The following is a 19,828-nucleotide window of genomic DNA, read 5'->3' as shown; positions in this document are numbered from 1 at the left end:
TGCCACCACTCACCCGTAGTTGAAAAAGGCACCCTCGGCCAGCCGCCGCTTGTCCTCCGCCGCGACGTCCACGTTGGGCGGTGAGAGCAAGAACACGCGGTTCGTGACCTTCTCGATCGAGCCCCGCAGCGCGAACGCCAGACCTGCGGCGAAGTCGACCAGGCGCTTGGCGTCGGCCTCCTCCATCTCGGTCAGGTTCATGATCACCGGCGTGCCGTCGCGGTACTGCTCGCCGATCGTGCGGGCCTCGCTGTAGCTGCGCGGGTGCAGCGTTGTGATCTTGCTCAAGTTGAACTGGGTGCCCGTGTCGGTGACCGCCCGCAGCCGGGAGACGGACTCCCGCGGCGGGTCGACCGGTGTCACGCTGCGCACCGGCGCGTCCGGTGTCCACTGCCGCCGGGGTCGCGCCGCAGGCTCGCGGTACTCCTCGACGAAGCTGTCCGCTTCCGCCTCGGCCTCTGCCTGGTAGCCGCCGCGGGTGCCGACCCGGCGACGCGCGCCGACCCGGTCCGACGGGCCGTCATAGGCATCGCGATCGGCGTCGGAGTACCGATCGCGATAGCCGGGCTCGTCGTCGTAGTCGTCCACCTCGTCGGCCGGGACCATGCCGAAGTAGGCCTTCAACTTGTGCAAAGCGCTCATCGGCATGCCCTTCCTCTGCGACTCCTTAGCACCGAGCACGAGGCGGCCGGCCTTCGACCCCCCTGTTCACGGCTATGGCGAGGTTAACCGCCGCCCACCGAGCAGCGCGGTTCCGACACGCACCCGGGTCGAGCCGTGGGCAACGGCACTTTCCAGGTCGCCGGACATCCCCGCCGACACTTCGCCAGCTTCGGGGTGATCACGGCGCAAGCGCTCGGAGATCTTGGAAAGTGTGGCAAAAGCCACATCGGGTTGGCCACCCAACGGGGCGACGGCCATCACGCCGCGCAGCCTAAGACCACTCGTACGCGTGATCATATCGGCCAGCGCCGACACGTCATCCGGACGGCAGCCGCCGCGCCCGGTCGCCTCGTCCAGACCCACCTGCACGAGGACGTCCAGCGGACGCTCCCGCTCCCCCGCGTCCAGGGCGTTCGCGGCGGCCCGGCCCAGCGCCTCGACGAGCCGCTCGCTGTCCACCGACTCGACCACGTCGGCCCAGCGGACCACGGCCCGGGCCTTGTTCCGCTGCAGCTGCCCGACCATGTGCCAGCGCGCCTCCGCCGCCGGCCGCAGCTCGGCGAACTCGGCGACCTTGCCGCGCGCCTCCTGCTCCCGGTTCTCGGCGAAATCGGTCAGCCCGAGATCGGCCAGCAGTGCCACGTCCGATGCCGGGAAGGTCTTCGTCACCGCGAGCAGCTCGACCTCGTCGGGCTCGCGCCCCGCGGCCCGGCAGGCGCGGTCGACCCGGTCGCGGACCTCCCGAAGCGACTCCGCCAGCTCGGCCCGCCGCAGCTCCTCGCTCACTCGGTCTCCTCCGGCTCGGCCCAGATCACCGCGGCGAACCGGCCGGTGCGGCCGTTGTCGCGGCGATGGCTGTAGAGCTCCGGGGATTCCATGGTGCAGCGTGGATCGACGCCGATCTTGGCGATCCCGGCCGCGGCCAGCTGCTCCCAGAGCCCCGCGCGCAGGTCGAGCCCGGCGGTGCCCTTGCGGGTCTTGCACGCGCTCCCCGGCAGGTGCTTCTCGACGTCGGCCTGCATCTCGGAGGGCACCTCGTAGCACTCACCGCAGGCCGCCGGGCCGAGCAGCGCCTCGATCCGGTCCAGTCGCGCGCCCGCCTCCTGCATCGCCTTCAGAGCCGCGACGAGCACTCCCACGCGCGCGCCGACCCGGCCGGCGTGCACCGCCGAGACCACGCCGGTCTCCGGGTCGCCGAGCAGCACCGGCACGCAGTCCGCGGTGAGGGCGATCAGCGCCAGCTTCGGCTCGGCGGTCACCAGCGCATCGGTCGCCTCCACCGGCGCCGGCTGCGGCCCGTCGACGATGGTCGCGGTGCGCCCGTGGATCTGCTCCATCCACACCAGACGCTCTTCGGGCAGGCCGATGCCGTCGGCCAGCTTGCGCTGGTTCGCCGCCAGGGCCGCGGGATCGTCACCGACCCGGCCGCCCAGGTTGAAGGAGTCGAAGGGCGGCCGGGAACTCCCGCCCTCCCGCGTGGTGATCACGCGCCGAATCCGCACTGCTGCTCAGCCTCCCGAACACAAGTCGACACCGGAAACGCGGTGTTTCCGGTGTCGATTCTCGCTCATGCGCCGCGCGGTGCGGGCACCGCGCTTCAGCGACGCATGAAGGGCGGTATGTCGACGTCGTCGTCGGTGTCGTCGTTAACCGGGATGCCGCGGTTGGACAGCGCACCGGGGCGGCCCGTGGCGGAGGTACCGCTGTGCGTCGGGTAGCCGCCGGTGGCGCGGGGGGGCACCGAGACGTTCTGCTGCCCGGTCGAGGAGCCGTCGCTGCCGAACAGCCCGGACCGCTGGCCGAGGTTCGGCCGCTGCGGCGGTTCCGGCGCGGGCTCCGGCTGCGCCGGAACCGGCTGGGCCGCCGGCTGTTCCGCCTGTGGAGCGGGCTGCGGCGGGGTGGGCTGCACCGGCGGCGCGGGCTGCGGCGCCGGGGTCGACTGCTGCGGCGGCTGCGGCGGCTGCGGCGCAGGCTGCTGCGGCGGCGCGGGCTCGCTCGCCACCGGCTGCGGTGCGGGCTTCTCCGGGACCGGAGCGGGCTCGGGCTCCTCGGTGCGCGCGCCGACCTTCGTCGGTTCGAGCTTCTTGTGGGTGGGCGTGCCGGAGTCGAACCCGGCCGCGATCACGGTCACCCGCACCTCGTCGCCGAGCGAGTCGTCGATGACCGTACCGAAGATGATGTTGGCCTCGGGGTGCGCGGATTCCTGCACCAACGACGCCGACTCGTTGATCTCGAACAGCCCGAGGTCGGAACCGCCCGCTATCGCCAGCAGCACTCCGTGCGCGCCCTCCATGGACGCCTCCAGCAGCGGCGAGTTGATCGCCTTCTGCGCGGCCTGCACCGCCCGTCCCTCGCCGCGCGCCGAGCCGATGCCCATCAGCGCGCTGCCCGCGCCGGACATGACGCTCTTGACGTCGGCGAAGTCGAGGTTGATCAGACCCGGGGTGGTGATCAGGTCGGTGATGCCCTGGACACCGGAGAGCAGCACCTCGTCCGCGGACCGGAAGGCGTCCATCAGGCTCACCCCGATGTCGCCGAGCTGCAGCAGCCGGTCGTTCGGGATGACGATGAGCGTGTCGCAGCAGTCGCGCAGCTCCTTGATGCCCTGTTCGGCCTGGGCCGCGCGGCGCTTGCCCTCGAAGGAGAACGGCCGGGTGACCACGCCGATGGTCAGCGCGCCGAGCTTGCGCGCGATCGACGCCACGACGGGCGCGCCGCCGGTGCCGGTGCCGCCGCCCTCGCCGGCGGTCACGAACACCATGTCGGCGCCCTTGAGGACCTCTTCGATCTCTTCCTTGTGATCTTCGGCGGCCTTGTGGCCGACCTCCGGAGCCGCACCGGCTCCGAGGCCGCGGGTCAGCTCGCGGCCGATGTCGAGCTTCACGTCGGCATCCGACATCAGCAGGGCCTGCGCGTCGGTGTTCACCGCGATGAACTCGACACCTTTGAGCCCGACCTCGATCATGCGGTTCACGGCGTTGACGCCGCCGCCGCCGATGCCGACGACCTTGATCACCGCGAGATAGTTGTGCGGGGGCGTCATCGGATCCGCCTTCCTGATCGTGGCTCTGTGCTCTTTGCGTCGACCGCCGGGGCGGCCGCGGTACCGGTCGTCGCCGACGCGGGTTCCCCCGGTCGCTGTCGGTGCGTGATGCGAGCTTCGGCCGTTCCCGTGCCCGGTCCGGACGGTAGGCATGCAACCGCCCCCGCGTCCAGCAGCCACGCCGGGAGTTTCAGCAGGTGTGTTGTGCCGCGCACCTCGTCGCTTCCGTCCCGACCGCTTTCACCGCCGCCCGGCGGGTCCGTCCGCCGCAGCGAGCCCAGTCTTGTTCCTCCCCTTGGTGGCGATCACGTCGCGGACGTGATCACCACCAATACCGTACCCCGAGTACCGCTCACCCGGTCGAGGCAGGCAGAAGAGCCGGTGCATGAACTCCTTTCGCGTGCGGAGCTGCGACGAGTGGCCCGGAACCCGCCGGGGAATCCTGACCGCAGGTGTCCGGATTCGCTGGCAGGTTCGCTTCCGAACCGTTCGGGAAGAGGAGGAATCGCAGACATGAGTGGACAACTGCACGGCAAGGTCGCGCTGGTGGCCGGGGCGACCCGCGGTGCGGGCCGCGGCATCGCGGTGGAGCTGGGGGCGGCCGGCGCGACGGTCTACGGAACCGGACGCAGCACCCGGGCGCAGCGCTCGGACTACGACCGGCCGGAGACCATTGAGGACACTGCCGAGCTGGTGACTCGGGCCGGCGGCACCGGCATCGCGGTCCAGGTCGACCACACCGACCCGGACCAGGTCCGCGAGCTGGTCGGGCGGATCGAGGCGGAGCAGGGCCGGCTGGACATCCTGATCAACGACCTCGGCGGCGAGAACCTGATGCACTGGCACAAGCCGATCTGGGAGCAGGACCTGGCGAAGGGCCTGCAGCGGCTGCGGGTCGGCATCGAGGCGCACATGATCACCAGCCACTTCGCGCTGGCGCTGCTGAGCAAGCGCCCGGGCGGGCTGGTCGTGGAGCTCACCGACGGCACCGCGGAGGTCCACGAGCAGTACTACCGCAGCGAGGGCGGCGCGTTCTTCGACATCGTCAAGGTCGCCGCGCACCGCCTCGCCCGGGCGCAGGGCGAGGAGCTGGAGAAGCACGGCGGCACGGCGGTTTCGCTGACGCCGGGCTGGCTGCGGTCGGAGATGATGCTCGAACTCTTCGGCGTGACCGAGGAGAACTGGCGGGAGTCCACGACGGCGCCGGAGGGTTTCGGCATCTCCGAATCGCCGCAGTTCGTCGGCCGCGCGGTGGTCGCGCTGGCGACGGACCCGGAGGTGGCCCGCTGGAACAAGGAGTCGCTGTCCAGCGGGCATCTCGCGAAGGTCTACGGCTTCACGGACGCGGACGGCTCCCAGCCGGACGCCTGGCGCTACGTCCTCGAAGTCGAATGGCCCGGCAACCCGGGCAGCCCGGCCGACTACCGCTGACCGCCGGGCGTCAGCCGAGGTCGTAGAGGGTGGCGAAGCGGGTGGCCGCTTCGGCCAGACGGGTGCGGAGGTCCGGTGGGGTCAGGACCTCCGCCTCCGGGCCCAGCGCAAGGATCTGGTCGTAGGCCACTTCCAGGGATTCCACCGGGAACGTGGTGGTCACCCAGCCCCGCGCGTCGGGTTCGCCCGCGGCCGTCTCGGCTTCGCGGGCCGCGGCGCCGTCGGTCGTCGCGTGCAGTTTCCGCAGGCCCGCCGGGCTGATCCGGATCTCGACGCGTTCGGTCAGCAGGGAGCGGGAGAACTCGTCGGACTTCTCCTCCCAGAAGGCCGGGAGGTCGAAGGCCCCGTCGCGGGCGAACTCGTCGTCGCCGACCTCCACCTCGCGGAAGCGGTCGACCCGGTAGGTCAGGAACCGCCGGCCGCTGCGGGCCGCCAGGTACCAGACACCCGCCTTGAGCACGAGCCCGTACGGCTCCAGCTCGCGCCGCACCTCCTCGTCGCCGCGCCGGTAGCGGGCGACGACCTTGCGGTCGCGCCACACCGCCCGGCTCAGTTCCGGCAGCACCGCCGGGGTTTCGGCCTCGCGGAACCAGCGGGGCGCGTCGAGGTGGAACCGCTGCCCCACCCGCTGCGGCGCATCGCGGAACGGCGGCGCCAGCGCGGCCGACGCCTTCAGCCTCGCGGCGGCGACGGCTTCGCCGAGACCCATGTCGCTCGCCGGGCCCGGCACGCCGGCGAGGAACAGCGCCTCCGCTTCGGCCTGGTGGAGCCCGTTGAGCTTCGCCCGGTAGCCGCCGAGCAGCCGGTATCCGCCGGCCCGACCGCGCTCCGCGTACACCGGCACCCCGGCCGCCGCGAGCGCGAGCACGTCGCGGGCCACCGTCCGCTCGGAGACCTCCAGCTCGCGGGCGAGCTCCGGCCCGGTCATGACCTCCCGCACCTGCAACAAGCACAGCAACGAAACCAACCGCGACGCCCGCACTCCGGGGAAACTACGCCACCGCACCGACAGCCCGCCGGGTGCGATCCGCGCGACTCCAGATTGGCTGATCGCCGGTTTCGCGCGAAAACGGCGCCGCCAGGCGTGCCGGATGGCGGTTTCGCGCGAGAACGGCGTCCGGTCAGCGGAGGCCGGAGGTCTTGAGGGAGGCGACCAGCCACCGCTGGCCGAGGAGGAAGACCAGGATCGTCGGCAGTGCCGCGAGCATCGCCGCCGCCAGCACGTAGTGCTGCTTCGAGGCGTACTGGCCTTGCAGGGACGCGATCCCGACCTGGACCACCCGCAGCGACTCGTCCTGCGCCACCGCCAGCGGCCACAGGAACGAGTTCCAGTTGGCCAGGAAGAACAGCACCGCCAGCGCCGCCAGCATCGGGCGGCTCAGCGGCAGGACGACGTGCCAGTAGATCCGCCAGTGGCCGCAGCCGTCGAGGTGCGCCGCCTCCTCCAGCTCCCGCGGCACCCCGAGGTAGAACTGGCGGAGCAGGAAGATGCCGAACGCGTTGAACAGTCCCGGCACGATAAGGCCCGCGTAGGTGTCGACCATGCCCAGCCCGCGGACCACGATGAACAGCGGCACCAGGATCACCGGCAACGAGATCAGCAGCGTCGCCACCACCGAGGCGAACGCGAATCCCCTGCCCCGGAAGGACAACCGGGCCAGTGCGTAGGCCGCCATCGAGTGCAGGAACAGCGCGATCACGGTGACCGAGACGGCCACGAGCGCGCTGTTCGCGAGGTAGCGCAGGAACGGCACCTCGGTCAGCACGTAGGCCACATTGGACAGTGTCAGCTCGCGGGGCCAGCCGAGGTCGTACAGCTGCGATTCCGGGCGGAAGGCGCTGAGCAGCAACCAGAGCAGCGGTGCGACGGTCACCAGCGCGACCAGGTAGGCGAGCACCGCCCTGCCGGATGTCCTACGCATCGAAACGCCCTCCCCTCGTCAGGGCGAACATGGCGCCGGTGACCGCGCCGAGGGCGAGCACGAGCAGCGCGCAGATCGCCGCCGCGTAGCCGAACCGGCCGAACTGGAAGGCCTGCTGGTAGGCGTAGTAGACGACGGTCGTGGTGGCGTTGGCCGGGCCGCCGGAGGTGGTGACGAAGACCAGGTCGAACACCTGCATGCCGGTGACCGCGTTGATCGTCGAGGTGACCAGCACGAAGAAGCTCGTCGGGCGCAGCATCGGCCAGGTCACGTGGCGGAACCGCTGCCACGGGCCGCTGCCGTCGATGACGGCCGCGTCGTACAGCTCGCGCGGGATGTCCTGCAGGCCGCCGAGGAAGATGAGCATCTGGTAGCCCATCAGGAACCACACGCTGATCAGCACCAGGGTGATCAGCGCCAGGTCCGGGTCGCCGAGCCAGGAAACGCCGTCCAGGCCGGTCAGCCTGCTGACCGCGCCGGTCTTGTCGGCGAGCAGGAACTGCCACAGCAGGCCGATGACCACGAGGCTCACCGCGTTCGGCAGGAACAGCGCGGCGCGCACCATCCCGACGCCCGGGAAGTGGTCCTTGACCAGCAGCGCGAGCCCGAGCGCGGCGGCGAACGCCAGCGGCACGAACAGCACCGCGTAGGTGGCGGTGATGCCGAAGCTGCGCCACAGCAGGCCGTCACCGGCCATCAGCCGGAAGTTGTCCAGCCCGGCCCAGGCGACGTTGCCGAAGCCGTCGACGTCGAACAGGCCCACCACCAGCGCCAGCACCGTGGGGATCGCGACGAACAGCAGCAGCCCGATCCCGTCCGGGGCGAGGAAGGCGAACGCCGCGGCGGCGTCGGATCTGCGGTCTCCGCTTCGTCGGGTGCTCAATGGATCGGCGCTCCGTCGTAGGTGGACAGGAACGTGTCGATCTGCTCGGCGGCGGCGCCGGCGGCCTCGACCGGATCGGCGCCGTCGAGGTGGCAGGCCTGCAAGGCGTCGGAGGCCGCCCGGTAGACCTCCGGCGGATACCTCGGCTCGGGACGGGCCTCGGCCATCACCTGCTCGGCGAACACCTTCATCGGGCCGTGCTCGAACGCGCCGTGCTCCTCGGCGGCGCGCTGCACCGAGTAGCGGGGCGGCAGGTTCGTCTTGGCGACGGTGTTCCACAGCCGCATCCGCTCGATGCACGCCGGATCGGCGGAACCCAGCGCCCACACCACGAACTCGGCGGCGGCCTCCGGGTTGGCGCCCTTGGCGTTGGCGACCAGCGCCCAGCTGCCCAGCGACGTGGTGTAGGTGCCGCCGGGCGGGGCGGGCATGGGCGCGACGCCGTAGCGGAAATCTGGTGCCTGCTCGGCGATTTCGGCGATGCCCCAGATCCCGAGCTGCTGCATCGCGCAGTACCCGTCGGCGATGTTGGAGATCGTGTCGTTGGCGCCCGCGCCCCGCACCCGGCGCGGCGCGACCCCGGCCCGCACGGTGTCCTGCCAGAACCGCAGGGCGGCGTGCACGCCCGGCCCGTCGAAGGCGGAACGGCTCTGGTCTGGCGCGAACACCTCGCCGCCGGCCATCCACATCGTCTGGTACCAGGTGAAGTTCTGGTAGTAGCCGGGATTCGTCTCGAACAGCATCCCGAAGCGGTCGGGCGTGGTCAGCCGCTCCGCCACCGCGATCAGGTCGTCCCAGGTGCGCGGCAGGTCGCCCTCGGAAAGCCCGGCCTGCTCGAAGGCCTCCTCGCCGTAGTAGAGCGCGAGCGGCTCGATCTCCATCGGCAGGCCGTAGACGCGGTCGTCGACCAGCCGGGTCTGCAGGACCTGCGGCAGGAAGTCGGCCCGCACCGCGGGATCCAGGTGCGGGGTGAGGTCGGCGAGCACGCCGCCGTTGTAGTAGCGCAGGAAATCGCCGGGGCTGAGCATGAAGACGTCCGGCCCGGCGCCCGCGCTGAACGAGGTCTGCAGCGTCGGCCCGGAGGTGTAGTCCTTGGTCGGCACGTAGCGCAGCCGGACCTTGACGTCGTGGGTGGCGTTCCACTCGGCGGCCAGCCGCACGACCCAGTCGCTGCGCGCCTTCGGTTCGCCGCCGGGCCCCAGGAAGTTCCAGAAGGTGATCTCGCGGGGATTCCGCGCCGGGGCGCAGCCGACCAGCGCGGGAGCGGCGAGAGCGGCGGCGCCGACGCCGCGCAGGAATCCGCGGCGGCTCACGTTCCCCTCCGGACGCGCCACGCCGATCACCCCCGGTAAGCATCGGTGTCCAGGAAAACGATTGCTGACGCTATTGATCACTCACCGGGTGAGTCAATGCGCCATTCGTGGCGGGCCCCCGGTCGGCTCCCCCACCACCCGAGCGACCAAGGCTCCGGTGGACCGCAATTTCCATGGAAATCGAACCTCTGATTTCCATTGAAATTGCGGGAACCCCAGCACGACGGGTGACGTTCTCGCGCGAAAACGGCGTACGGAGGCGTGGCGAACGCCGTTTTCTCGCGAAAACGGCGTGCGGAGCGACCGGACGGCCCCTGCGGCGGCCCGGAGCGGTCGCGGTCAGGTCAGTTCGTCGGCCCATCTCCGGGACCACTCGACCATCGGTCCCATCGCTTCGACCAGTTCTTCGCCGAGCCCGGTGAGGCGGTAGCCGCCTTCGACCAGCCTGGCCTGGGTGAGCTCGTTCAGCCTGGTGGCGAGGACGCTGCTGGACATCCCGTCGCACCGGGCTTGCAGGCCGCGGAAACCGTCCGGCCGCTGGTGGAGTTCCCACAGGATCCGCAGCGTCCACCGCCGGCCAAGCAGGTCCAGCGCCGCCATGACCGGGCGCCCCGACTCCGAACCTCGGACCGGCCGGCCGGGCAGCGGGTCCGCTCCCGAATCCTTGCGCTTCGACAATCGAACCACCTACGCTTCGTTTTCCGAAGCACGAGGCTACCACCGGAGGCCGCCGTGAGCCGCATCCCCGCGCCCGCCGAAAACCCTGCGGAACTGGCCAAATGGCACCCGCCGGACTTCCCGCACGAGCCCCTGCTGCTGTTCCGGGTGCTCCAGGTCAACCCGGAGCTCGCCTCCCGGATGCGGGTCCTGGGAAGCGGGCTGCTCGCCCACGGGCGGCTCCCGGAGCGCGACCGGGAGATCGTCATCGACCGGATCACCGCGCGGAACGGCGCCCGCTACGAATGGGGCGTGCACGCCGCGCACTACGGCCCGCAGGTGGGGCTGAGCGCCGAGCAGCTCGCGGACACCACCGAGCCGCGACCGAGCGCCGAGGCCTGGAGCGAAGCGGATCTCGCGCTGCTCGCGGCCATCGACCAACTCGACGCGACCGCGAGCCTGGACGACGCGATGTGGGCGCGGCTGCGCGACCGGTACAGCGACCCGCAGCTGGTGGAGCTGATCGTCCTGACCGGCTGGTACCGGACGATCGGCTACCTGTGCAACGCCCTCGACCTGGAACCCGAATCCTGGGCGGCGCCTTGGCCCGCCGGCTGATCCGCAGGCCCTACCGCGGTCGCGGGACGAAGCGGGGCGGGCCGCCTTCGAGGGCCCGGCGGGTCGCGTCGTCGTCGAGCAGGAAGTCCGGGCGCTGCGGGTCTTCGTCGTAGTAGCGGTGGAAGACCGGGGTCTGCGAGCCCGACATCGGCGGCACGATCCAGGACCAGTCCACCGGGCACTTGCGGCCCGCCGCCTCCTCCTTGGCCAGGTGCGTCAGGAAGCGCTTCGACTCGGTGTGGTGGTCGGTGATGGTCACCCCGGCCTGCTGGTAGGAATGCAGCACCGCGCGGTTGAGCTCCACCAGCGCGCGATCCCGCCACAGCGTGTCCTCGCGCGAGGTGTCCAGCCCGAGCTTCTCGGCCACCACCGGGACGAGGTCGTAGCGGTCGGTGTCGCCGAAGTTCCGGGCGCCGATCTCGGTCCCCATGTACCAGCCGTTGAACGGCGCCGCCGGGTACGACACCCCGCCGATGCGCAGCCGCATGTTGCTGATCACCGGGACGGCGTGCCAGCGCAGCCCGAGCTCGGCGAACCAGGGCAGCTCGGGGTGGCTCAGCGGGACCTCCTTGACGAGCTCCGCGGGCAGGGCGAACATGTGCGGCCCCTCCTCGGCGGTCTCCGCCACCAGCGGCAGCACGTCGAACGCGGAGCGCTGGGCCGGCGGGCGCCAGCCGAAGCCGATCAGTGCATCGGTGAAGCGCGCGTACCGAGGATCGCCCAGCACCGAGCCGTCCTGGCGCCGGTAACCGGCGTAGCGGATCAGCTGCTCGTTCCAGATCCGCGGCGCCGGGCGCTGCGGGATCTCCGGCGGGAACACGCTGATCACCGGGCGGATCTTGCCGTTGTTGGTGGCCATCCGCAGGTGTTGCACGCAGTGCGCCGCGACGGCGGACACGTCGTGCACGTCGCGCAGGTCCCGCACCTTCAGGCTCCGCCAGTACAGCCGGCCGATGCAGCGGGCGTTGTTGCGCCACGCCACTTGCGCGCCGAAGGTCAGCTCCTGCGGGGTGTGCCGGTAGCTGCCGACGGTCTCGACCTCGTACCGCATCCGGTCCAGCCGCTGCTGCAGCGACCCGCAATCCCGGTTCTCGGCGTGGAAGAGCCGCAGGAACTCCTCGGCCTCGGCGATGTCCACCGGCGGCGCGGGGCGGGACGGTGCCGCACGAACCGAGTGCAGCCGCCTGGTCCGCTGAGCCTGTCCCGAGAAGACCGACTCCGGTGCGTCGCCACTAACCCTGAACACGGATCACACGTTAGCGTGACGAAGACGATCTTGAGCAGCGTCCCGCACACCCTGCGCGATCAGGCCCCGCGCAGCGACTGCGCCACGGCGGCGAATCCGTAGTCGAGCATCTCAGCCTCGTACTCGCGGACCGCGTCGAGCAGGGATCCGCGCCGCTCGACGATGCGGCGGCAGAGCAGGGCCGCATCGCGCATCGCGACGGCCGCGCTGTTCCCGGTCGGGACCATGGTGTGGATGGCGTCGCCCATCACCGTGACCGGGAGGGTCCGCCAGGGTGGCACCGGTTCCGCGGTCCGGACCGTCGTCGAGTGCACGCTCTGCGGATCGCCGAGCCGGACGAGCTCGCCGAGCGCGGCGGGCCAGTCCGCGATCAGCTCGGCCGCCGCCTCCTGCAGCCCGCGCCCGCCCGCGGCGGACTCCGCGACCGACCGGAGCGAGCCGGGGACACCGACGACCCACATCAGGTAGTCCTCGACGCCCGTACCGGTGCGGGATTCGAAGGCGGCCAACGGCATGTACCGGCCGTCCGGCCCGTTCACGATGGAGAACCCGTCCAGCGCGGCGGCAGGCGCCAGCTCCCGCACCCGCGGGGTCAACGGCGTCTTCCCGTAGATCAGGAACTGGCCGGTCTCGACGACCTCGGCATCGGGCAGCAGCTGGGCCCGGATCCGCGAGTGCGTTCCGTCCGCGGCCACCAGCAGGTCCGCGTCGGCGACCTCGCCGCCGGCGAAGAACACCCGCACCCGCCCGTCGTCGAGCAGCTCGTAGCGCTCGAACGGCGAGCCGTGGCGCACGTCCAGGCCGGTCAGGAGGATCCGGCGGAGGGTGACCCGGTCGACCACCAGGTGCTGCCCCGCGGAGTCGTCGGAGTCCGGCGGAACCTCCAGGTGGTGGACGACCTGCAGCTGCGGATCGAGGAAGGACACCCCCGACCCGAGCACGCCCGAAGTCGCCACCGCCCGCTCGTAGAGCTCGGGCGGCAGGCAGGCGCGCAAGGCGAGATCGCCCTCCTGCCCGACGTGGATGCGGTAGCCCTGACTGCGCTGGTCGACGGCGGCTTCCCGCTCGTAGACCGCGACGCGCAAGCCGGCTCGGACCAGACCCTGGGCGAGCAGGGGCCCCGCGAGGCCCGCTCCTACAACGGTGATGTCCACCGAACAGAGATTATCTGAATTCAGATGATCTGTCATCGGGCATAATCGTGCACGTGGACAAGCCCGGCGAACATCTCGAGCTGCTGATCGGCGGCGACCTGTACCTGGCCCACCGCTACGCCCGCGCCGCGACCAACCGCGCGCTGCGCGCGCACCGGCTCGACCTGCGCCACTTCGCCGTGCTCGGCCACCTCGCCGAGGCGGGCCCGACCCCGCAGAGCGCACTGGTGGGCCACCTGCAGATGGACAAGTCCTCGATGGTCTACGTGCTCGACGAGCTGGAGCGGCAGGACCTGGTCAACCGCCGCAAGGACGAGCACGACCGCCGCCGGTACGCCGTCCACCTCACCGTCGAAGGCCGCGCCCGCCTCGCCGAAGTCACCCGGATAGCGGCGCAGACGATGAGCGAACTGCTGGCGCCCCTGTCCGAATCCGACCAGCACCGCCTGCACACCCTGCTGACCCGCTTCATCGACCACGCAGCCAACGAAACCTGAACTCCGCTCAGGCCACCGTCGGGTCGTCACGCCGCAGACGCAGCCCGGGCGGGCCAGCAGCGGCAGGAGGATCTCCGCCTCAGCAGCGCGTCAGGCCACCGTCGGCAGGGCCGGGGTCGTCACGTCGTAGACGTTGCCCGGGCGGGTCAGCAGCGGCGGGAGGATCGCCGCCTTCCTCGGGGTTTCCTCCAGCGTTCCCCAGTGGACCTCGCGGTCGCCCTTGAGCGTCAGGCGGATGTCGTTCGGGTTCTCCGCGATCACCGCCGTCACGTCCGCGCGCACCGGCTGCGAGAGGGCCATCAGCACCGTCATCGCCGCGCGGGTCGCCGCGTCGTTCTGGGACGCCTCGCGCACCCGGAGCTCCGGCAGGCCGGCCGGGCGGTCCGGGACCGCCTCGAAGGGCACACCGCCGGCGTCGACGAGCTGAATCCCGTTGCGGGCCACCAGGAACGCCACCGGCACCCGCTCCGTCACCTGGACCTGCACCGTCGACGGCCAGCTCAGCGACACCTGGACCGCGGCGATCTTCGGCACCACCTGCAGCCGCTCGTGGATCTGGTCGACGTCGACCTGCAGCATCGGCGTGCCCAGCTCGATGCCCGCCGCCTGCACCACCTGGTCCTGGCCCAGCGTCGCGTTCCCGGCGACCTGCACCGACCGGACGCCCAGCAGCGGCGTGAAGTACAGCACGAGCGCTATCGCGGTCACCGCGGCCAGCACTGCGGGGAGCGCCCAGCGCCGCCACTTCGGCGGCGCCGTCGCGCCGCCCCGCACCGGACGACCCCGGGTGCTGCGCATCCCGGGACGTTCCGTTGCACGGCGGCGCGTCGGGGTCACCCCTGGTCCTCCGCGGTGCCGCGGTCGATCTCGCGGAGGATCTCCGGGCCGAGCATCGTCACATCGCCGGCCCCCATCGTCAGCACCAGATCGCCCGGCCGGGCCCGGCCCGCGACCAGCGGCGCCGCCGCCGTGAACGACGGCTCGTAGTGCACGTTCCCCTGCGGCAGCGGCACTTCGTCGGCGATCAGCTTGCCGGTGACGCCGGGCTGCGGGTCTTCCCGCGCGCCGTAGACGTCCAGCACGACGACCTCGTCGGCCAGGCCCAGAGCCGTCGCGAACTCGCCGGCGAACGCCGCCGTGCGGGAGAACAGGTGCGGCTGGAACACCACGATCAGCCGGCCGTCGCCGACCACCGGCCGCGCCGCGCGCAGCTGCGCGTCGACCTCGGTGGGGTGGTGTGCGTAGTCGTCGTAGACGCGGACGCCGTCGGCGCGGCCCTTGAACTCGAAGCGCCGCCGGACGCCGCCGAACGCGGCGAGCCCGTCGAGCAGGCCGCCGAGCGGCGCGCCGAGCTCCAGCCCGGCCAGCAGCGCGGCGACCGCGTTGCCCGCCATGTGCTCACCCGGCACCGCCACCTGCACGTCCACGCGCTCGCCGCCGAGCTCCACGGTCGCCACCCCGGAGCCGTGTTCGGCCCGGTACTCGACCAGCCGGGCGTCGCCCTCGCCGGTCGCCGACTTCCCGTAGCGCCGCACGCGGATCCCGAGCGCCGCAGCCTTGTCGGCCAGCGCGGCCGAGCCCGCGTCGTCGGCGCAGGCGATCAGCACGCCGCCCGGCTCGATCCGCCGCACGAACTCGTCGAAGACCGAGATGTAGGCCTCGGCAGTGCCGTGGTGGTCCAGGTGGTCCGGTTCGACGTTGGTCACCACCGCGACCGACGGCGCGAACACCAGGAACGAGCCGTCGCTCTCGTCCGCCTCGGCGACGAAGATGCTGCCGTCGCCGTGATGCGCGTTCGCGCCCGACTCGTTGAGGTCACCGCCGATGGCGAAGGACGGGTCGAAGCGGCAGTGCTGCAGGGCCACGGTCAGCATCGACGTCGTCGAAGTCTTGCCGTGGGTGCCCGCCACGCACGCCACCCGGTCCCCGGCCATCAGCGCGGCCAGCGCCTCGGCGCGGCGCAGCACCGTGACTCCCCGGCGCTGCGCCTCGACCAGCTCCGCGTTGTCCGGCTTGATCGCCGTGGACACCACGACCGCCGTCGGGTCCGCGTCGAACTGGTCCAGGTTCTCGGCCCGGTGGCCGATGCCGATGTGCGCGCCCTGGGCGCGCAGCGCCAGCACCGTGCGCGAGTCGCGGGCGTCCGAGCCGGACACCTCCTGCCCGCGGGCCAGCAGGATGCGGGCGATGCCGCTCATCCCGGCGCCGCCGATGCCGACCAGGTGCACCCGGGCCAGCACCGCATCCAGATCCGACAGGTCCACGGTGTTGAAGTTCGAGGGGGATGGTCCGGTCACTGTCCGGCCACCTCCAGCACGATCTGCGCGAGCACCCGATCCGCCTCTCTGTGGCCGCTGCTCAGCGTCGCCCGGCTCATCTCCTGCAGCCGCTGGGCGTCGAGCGCCAGCGGCAGCACCTCGTCGATGACGCGCTGCGTGGTCAGGTCCGCGTCCGCCACCAGCCGCGCGCCGCCCGCGGCGACCACCGGCTGCGCGTTGAGCGCCTGCTCACCGTTGCCGTGCGGCAGCGGTACGAACACCGCGGGCAGCCCGACGGCCGAGACCTCGGCGACGGTCATCGCCCCGGACCGGCACACCACCAGGTCCGCCGCCGCGTACGCCAGGTCCATCCGCTCCAGGTAGGGCACCGCCGCGTACGCGGGCGCGCCCGGAACCTGCTGCACCGCAATGGTGTTCTTCGGGCCGTGCGCGTGCAGCACGCCGATCCCGGCGCGCCCCAGCGCTTCCGCCGCACCGGAGAACGCGGTGTTCAGGGTGCGGGCGCCCTGCGAGCCGCCGAACACCAGGATCGTCGGGGCGTGCGGGTGCAGCCCGAAGTGCTGGCGGGCCTGCATCCGCAACGCCCACCGGTCCAGCTGCGTGATCGACTCGCGCAGCGGGATGCCGATGGTCTGCGCCCCGGCCAGGCCGCTGTCCGGGGTCGCCGACAGCACGCGTGCCGCGAACTTCGCGCCGACCTTGTTCGCCAGTCCCGCGCGCGCGTTCGCCTCGTGCACCACGATCGGCACCCGGCCGCGCGCGGCCAGGTAAGCGGGCAGCGACACGTAGCCGCCGAAGCCGATCACCACGTCCGCGCCGACGCGCTCCAGCACCTCGCGGGTCTGCTTCACCGATTCCCGCACCTTCAGCGGCAGCTTCAGCAGGTCGGCGTTGGGCTTGCGCGGCATCGGCACCGGCGGGATGAGCTCCAGCGGGTAGCCGCGGGCCGGCACCAGCCGGTTCTCCAGGCCCCGCTCGGTGCCCAGCGCGGTCACCCGGGCGTCCGGCCGCAGCCGGCGCACCGCGTCGGCCAGCGCCAGCGCGGGCTCGATGTGCCCGGCGGTGCCGCCGCCGGCGACCACCACCGACAGCGGCCGCCTGCCCATGGCGGCGCCCCGCGGGTCGGCCACAGCACCCTGGTCGATGCGGACCGTCTGCTCCCCGCTCAACGGTGTCCTCCTCGTGTCTGCGCCCGGGATCCGGGTCCGCTGCGCGCACCACGCGCGCGCGTGTCCCCGCTTCCCCGGCGAGTTGCCGCCGCCCCGGAGCTCTTCGCGCCGGGCCGGCTTCGTGGGGTCGGTCGTGCCTGCCGCCGCTTCGCCGGGGGCCGGTACGGCGCCGGGGTGGGCAGCCGCAGCAGCTTGCCTACCCGACCCGGTCCCAAAGACCGTAGCGCGGCGATGGCCTCGGGTTCGTGCCGGGCGAAGTTCGCCAGCAGGCCGAACACCAGCATCGTCGTGACCACAGACGATCCGCCCGAGGAGATCAGCGGCAGCGGCAGCCCGGTGGTGGGCAGCAGGCCCACCACATAACCGACGTTGATGATCGCCTGCCCCACCAGCCACATCGTCAACGTCGCCGAAACCAGCCGGATGAACGGGTCGGTGTTGCGGAACGCGATGCGCATGCCCACGTAAGCGGTGGTGCCGAAGAGCACCAGCACCATCGCGCAGCCGACGAACCCGAGCTCCTCACCGATCACCGCGAAGATGAAGTCGTTGTGCACGTTGGGCAGGTACTGCCACTTCGACCAGCCCTGCCCCAGCCCGCGGCCGAACAGCCCGCCGTCGGCCAGCGCGAAAAGCGCCTGCGAGGCCTGGTAGCCGTTGCCGGCCGGGTCGGCGAGCGGATCCAGGAAGCTGGTCAGCCGCGCCATCCGGTAGTCGGCGACCATCGCCAGCACCACGCCCGCCGTCACCGCGCCCAGCAGCATCACCAGGAACAGCCGCAGCGGCGCACCGGCGAACCACAGCAGGGCCAGCAGCACGACGAACAGCGTGATCGTGGAACCGAGGTCGGGCTGCATCATGACCAGCGCGAACATCAGCAGCGCCGCCGGCACCACCGGCACCAGCAGGTGCCGGTACTGCGTCATCAGGCCGCGCTTGGTGACGAGCACGTGCGCGCCCCACAGCGCGAAGGCGATCTTGGCGAACTCGACCGGCTGGAAGGACACGCCGGCGATCACGAACCAGCTCTGCGCCCCGTTCAGCTTGGAGCCCAGCGGCGTCAGCACGGCCACCAGCAGCCCGAGGCAGACCGTCAGCAGGATCAGGCTGTACCGGCGCATCAGACGCACCGGCACCCGCAGCGCGGCGTAGAACACCAGCAGCCCGGCGAGGCAGTACAACACCTGCTTGCTGAACACGCTGTAGGACGAGCCGTCCTTGTCGAACGAGTCGACGCTGGAGGCCGAGAGCACCATCACCAGGCCGAAGATCGTCAGCAGGCCGAAGACGGCCAGCAGCAGGTGGAACGACGCCAGCGGCCGGGTCAGCCAAGCGGTCAGCGGGGACAGCACGCTCCGGGTGGCGCGCTTCTTCGGGCTGCGCGCGGCCGCGGGCTTGGTCATCGTGGTCACGGCGGATCACCCGCCGTGCGCCGCCGGGGCGTCGGCCAGCACCGCGCGCACCGCGTCGGCGAAAGCCCGGCCCCGGTGGGCGTAGTCGGTGAACATGTCCATCGACGCGGCGGCCGGGGCGAGCAGGACCACCGAGCCCGGACGCGCGAACTCGTCGGCCGCGCGAACAGCTTCCAGCATGCCCGCATCGTCCCCTGCGGCGACCTCGCGGACCGGCACATCCGGCGCGTGTCGGGCCAGCGCGGCGGCGAACCGGCCCCGATCGCGGCCGATGAGCACCGCGGCGGTCAGCCGGTCGGCGTTGGCCGCGACCAGTTCGTCGACCTCGGCGCCCTTCAGCAGCCCGCCCGCGATCCACACCACCTGGGGGTGCGCGCGCAGCGCCGCGTCCGCCGCGTGCGGGTTCGTCGCCTTGGAATCATCCACATAGGACACACCGGCGGCCGTCGCGACGACCACCGACCGGTGCGCGCCCGGCTGGAACGCCCGCAGCCCGTCGGCCACCGCCGCCGGGTCGACGCCGCAGGCCCGCGCCAGCGCCGCCGCGGCCAGCGCGTTCGCCACGTTGTGCGGGCCCGCCGGATGCACGTCCGCGAGCTCCGCGAGCACCACGCCATCGCCGAAGGCCCGGTCCACCAGCGAACCGCCCTCGACACCCAGCTGCCCCTCCGCCGGGGCGCCCAGGGTGAAGGAGACCCGCCGGGCATCCTCCGCGGCAGCGGCGGACAGCCGGGTCGACCACTCGTCGTCGGCGTTGGCGACGGCGACGGAGTTGCCTGCGTACACCTTCGCCTTGGCGTCGCCGTAGGCGGCGAGGGAACCGTGCCAGTCCAGGTGGTCGGCGGCGAGGTTGAGGACGACGGCGGCGAACGCCGCGACGGAGTCCGACCAGTGCAGCTGGAAGCTGGACAGCTCCACGGCGAGCACCTCGTGCCCGGCGCGGACCGCGTCGACCACCGGCAGCCCGACGTTCCCGCAGGCCACCACGTCGACACCGGCCGCCCGCAGGATCGACTCCAGCATGCTGACCGTCGTCGTCTTGCCGTTGGTGCCGGTGACCGCCAGCCACCTGGCCGGCACGTCCTTCTCCTGGTCCAGCCGCCAGGCCAGCTCGACCTCGCCGATCACCTCGACGCCGGCCGCCACGGCCGCGGCCAGCAGCGGCGCGTCCGGCCGCCAGCCGGGACTGGTCACGACCAGGTCGGTGCCCGCGGGCGGCTCGACCAGCCCGGCGACCAGCTCCGCGCCCAGCGCCTGCAGCGACGCCAGCGCGACCAGCCGGTCGGCGGAGGCGTCGGTGACGGTGACCGCCGCCCCCGCCGCCAGCAGCGCCTCGGCGGCCGAGCGGCCGGACACCCCGGCACCGGCCACCAGCACGTTCCGCCCCTCGAACCGCCCTGCCACCGGTTCGCCTCCCTAACGCCTCTCGCAGCGTGGTCGTGGGGGGGGGGGGGGGGGGGGGGGGGGGGAGGGGGGGGGGGGGTGGGGGGGGGGGGGGGGGGGGGGGGGGGGGGGGGGGGGGGTGGGGGGGGGGGGGGGTA

The 19,828-nt window shown here is 72.2% G+C and carries 19 protein-coding genes; 3 read left to right on the top strand and 16 right to left on the bottom strand.

What is annotated here, in order from left to right; translation table 11 throughout:
• Positions 1–9: 9 nt before the first annotated feature.
• The 4 genes from AC07FN_RS20160 to ftsZ form a co-directional block, all read right to left on the bottom strand.
• A complete protein-coding gene (locus tag AC07FN_RS20160) occupies positions 10–642 on the bottom strand; it encodes a cell division protein SepF (RefSeq protein WP_478396978.1) in 633 nt (210 codons plus the stop codon).
• A gap of 72 nt (positions 643–714) precedes the next feature.
• The gene (locus AC07FN_RS20155; protein WP_478396977.1) at positions 715–1,449 is read right to left on the bottom strand and encodes a YggS family pyridoxal phosphate-dependent enzyme; all 735 of its coding nucleotides are present in this window, start codon (positions 1,447–1,449) and stop codon (positions 715–717) included.
• On the bottom strand, positions 1,446–2,150 hold the full coding sequence (gene pgeF / locus AC07FN_RS20150) for a peptidoglycan editing factor PgeF (RefSeq protein ID WP_478396976.1): 705 nt from the start codon (positions 2,148–2,150) through the stop codon (positions 1,446–1,448). The genes AC07FN_RS20155 and pgeF overlap by 4 nt, the downstream gene beginning before the upstream one ends.
• A gap of 110 nt (positions 2,151–2,260) precedes the next feature.
• Entirely contained in the window at positions 2,261–3,706 is a 1,446-nt protein-coding gene (gene ftsZ, locus AC07FN_RS20145; protein ID WP_478396975.1) for a cell division protein FtsZ, read from the bottom strand.
• Positions 3,707–4,219: 513 nt separating this feature from the next.
• Here ftsZ and AC07FN_RS20140 point away from each other — a divergent pair.
• Positions 4,220–5,137: an SDR family oxidoreductase gene (locus AC07FN_RS20140; protein WP_478396974.1), complete on the top strand. Its 918-nt coding sequence runs from the start codon at positions 4,220–4,222 to the stop codon at positions 5,135–5,137.
• Positions 5,138–5,147: 10 nt separating this feature from the next.
• On the opposite strand, the gene AC07FN_RS20135 is transcribed toward AC07FN_RS20140, so the two are convergent.
• The 5 genes from AC07FN_RS20135 to AC07FN_RS20115 form a co-directional block, all read right to left on the bottom strand.
• Positions 5,148–6,119: a helix-turn-helix transcriptional regulator gene (locus AC07FN_RS20135; protein WP_478396973.1), complete on the bottom strand. Its 972-nt coding sequence runs from the start codon at positions 6,117–6,119 to the stop codon at positions 5,148–5,150.
• 139 nt (positions 6,120–6,258) lie between these two features.
• Positions 6,259–7,059 carry a carbohydrate ABC transporter permease gene (locus tag AC07FN_RS20130; protein WP_132485494.1) on the bottom strand — a complete coding sequence of 267 codons (801 nt, stop codon included), beginning with the start codon at positions 7,057–7,059 and terminating at the stop codon, positions 6,259–6,261.
• Positions 7,052–7,942: a carbohydrate ABC transporter permease gene (locus AC07FN_RS20125; RefSeq protein ID WP_478396972.1), complete on the bottom strand. Its 891-nt coding sequence runs from the start codon at positions 7,940–7,942 to the stop codon at positions 7,052–7,054. Before AC07FN_RS20125 ends, AC07FN_RS20130 begins: the two co-directional genes overlap by 8 nt.
• Positions 7,939–9,276 carry an ABC transporter substrate-binding protein gene (locus AC07FN_RS20120; RefSeq protein WP_478396971.1) on the bottom strand — a complete coding sequence of 446 codons (1,338 nt, stop codon included), beginning with the start codon at positions 9,274–9,276 and terminating at the stop codon, positions 7,939–7,941. The genes AC07FN_RS20125 and AC07FN_RS20120 overlap by 4 nt, the downstream gene beginning before the upstream one ends.
• A 318-nt stretch (positions 9,277–9,594) precedes the next feature.
• A complete protein-coding gene (locus AC07FN_RS20115; RefSeq protein ID WP_478396970.1) occupies positions 9,595–9,933 on the bottom strand; it encodes a winged helix-turn-helix transcriptional regulator in 339 nt (112 codons plus the stop codon).
• A gap of 54 nt (positions 9,934–9,987) precedes the next feature.
• Here AC07FN_RS20115 and AC07FN_RS20110 point away from each other — a divergent pair, with 54 nt between their 5' ends.
• Positions 9,988–10,530 carry a carboxymuconolactone decarboxylase family protein gene (locus AC07FN_RS20110; protein ID WP_478396969.1) on the top strand — a complete coding sequence of 181 codons (543 nt, stop codon included), beginning with the start codon at positions 9,988–9,990 and terminating at the stop codon, positions 10,528–10,530.
• Between the two features lie 10 nt (positions 10,531–10,540).
• Here the strand turns inward: AC07FN_RS20110 and AC07FN_RS20105 are convergent, their stop codons facing one another.
• A complete protein-coding gene (locus AC07FN_RS20105) occupies positions 10,541–11,776 on the bottom strand; it encodes a nitric oxide synthase oxygenase (RefSeq protein ID WP_478396968.1) in 1,236 nt (411 codons plus the stop codon).
• Between the two features lie 59 nt (positions 11,777–11,835).
• Positions 11,836–12,930, bottom strand: coding sequence for an FAD-dependent oxidoreductase (locus tag AC07FN_RS20100; RefSeq protein ID WP_478396967.1), 1,095 nt, complete (start codon positions 12,928–12,930; stop codon positions 11,836–11,838).
• A 53-nt stretch (positions 12,931–12,983) separates the two neighbouring features.
• Here AC07FN_RS20100 and AC07FN_RS20095 point away from each other — a divergent pair, with 53 nt between their 5' ends.
• Positions 12,984–13,427, top strand: a complete 444-nt coding sequence (locus AC07FN_RS20095; protein WP_478396966.1) for a MarR family winged helix-turn-helix transcriptional regulator — start codon at positions 12,984–12,986, stop codon at positions 13,425–13,427.
• A 90-nt stretch (positions 13,428–13,517) separates the two neighbouring features.
• Here the strand turns inward: AC07FN_RS20095 and AC07FN_RS20090 are convergent, their stop codons facing one another.
• From AC07FN_RS20090 to murD, 5 genes are all read right to left on the bottom strand, one after another.
• On the bottom strand, positions 13,518–14,225 hold the full coding sequence (locus AC07FN_RS20090; RefSeq protein ID WP_478396965.1) for a cell division protein FtsQ/DivIB: 708 nt from the start codon (positions 14,223–14,225) through the stop codon (positions 13,518–13,520).
• Positions 14,226–14,260: 35 nt separating this feature from the next.
• Positions 14,261–15,625 carry a UDP-N-acetylmuramate--L-alanine ligase gene (murC, locus tag AC07FN_RS20085; RefSeq protein ID WP_478397034.1) on the bottom strand — a complete coding sequence of 455 codons (1,365 nt, stop codon included), beginning with the start codon at positions 15,623–15,625 and terminating at the stop codon, positions 14,261–14,263.
• Between the two features lie 95 nt (positions 15,626–15,720).
• Entirely contained in the window at positions 15,721–16,812 is a 1,092-nt protein-coding gene (murG, locus tag AC07FN_RS20080; RefSeq protein ID WP_478397033.1) for an undecaprenyldiphospho-muramoylpentapeptide beta-N-acetylglucosaminyltransferase, read from the bottom strand.
• Positions 16,813–16,871: 59 nt separating this feature from the next.
• Entirely contained in the window at positions 16,872–18,278 is a 1,407-nt protein-coding gene (gene ftsW, locus AC07FN_RS20075) for a putative lipid II flippase FtsW (protein ID WP_478397032.1), read from the bottom strand.
• Positions 18,279–18,293: 15 nt separating this feature from the next.
• Positions 18,294–19,691 carry a UDP-N-acetylmuramoyl-L-alanine--D-glutamate ligase gene (murD, locus tag AC07FN_RS20070; RefSeq protein ID WP_478396964.1) on the bottom strand — a complete coding sequence of 466 codons (1,398 nt, stop codon included), beginning with the start codon at positions 19,689–19,691 and terminating at the stop codon, positions 18,294–18,296.
• Between the last annotated feature and the right edge of the window lie 137 nt (positions 19,692–19,828).

It is taken from the genome of Saccharopolyspora sp. NPDC045941 (assembly GCF_056431445.1).
This window is presented reverse-complemented; position numbering and strand designations above follow the sequence as displayed.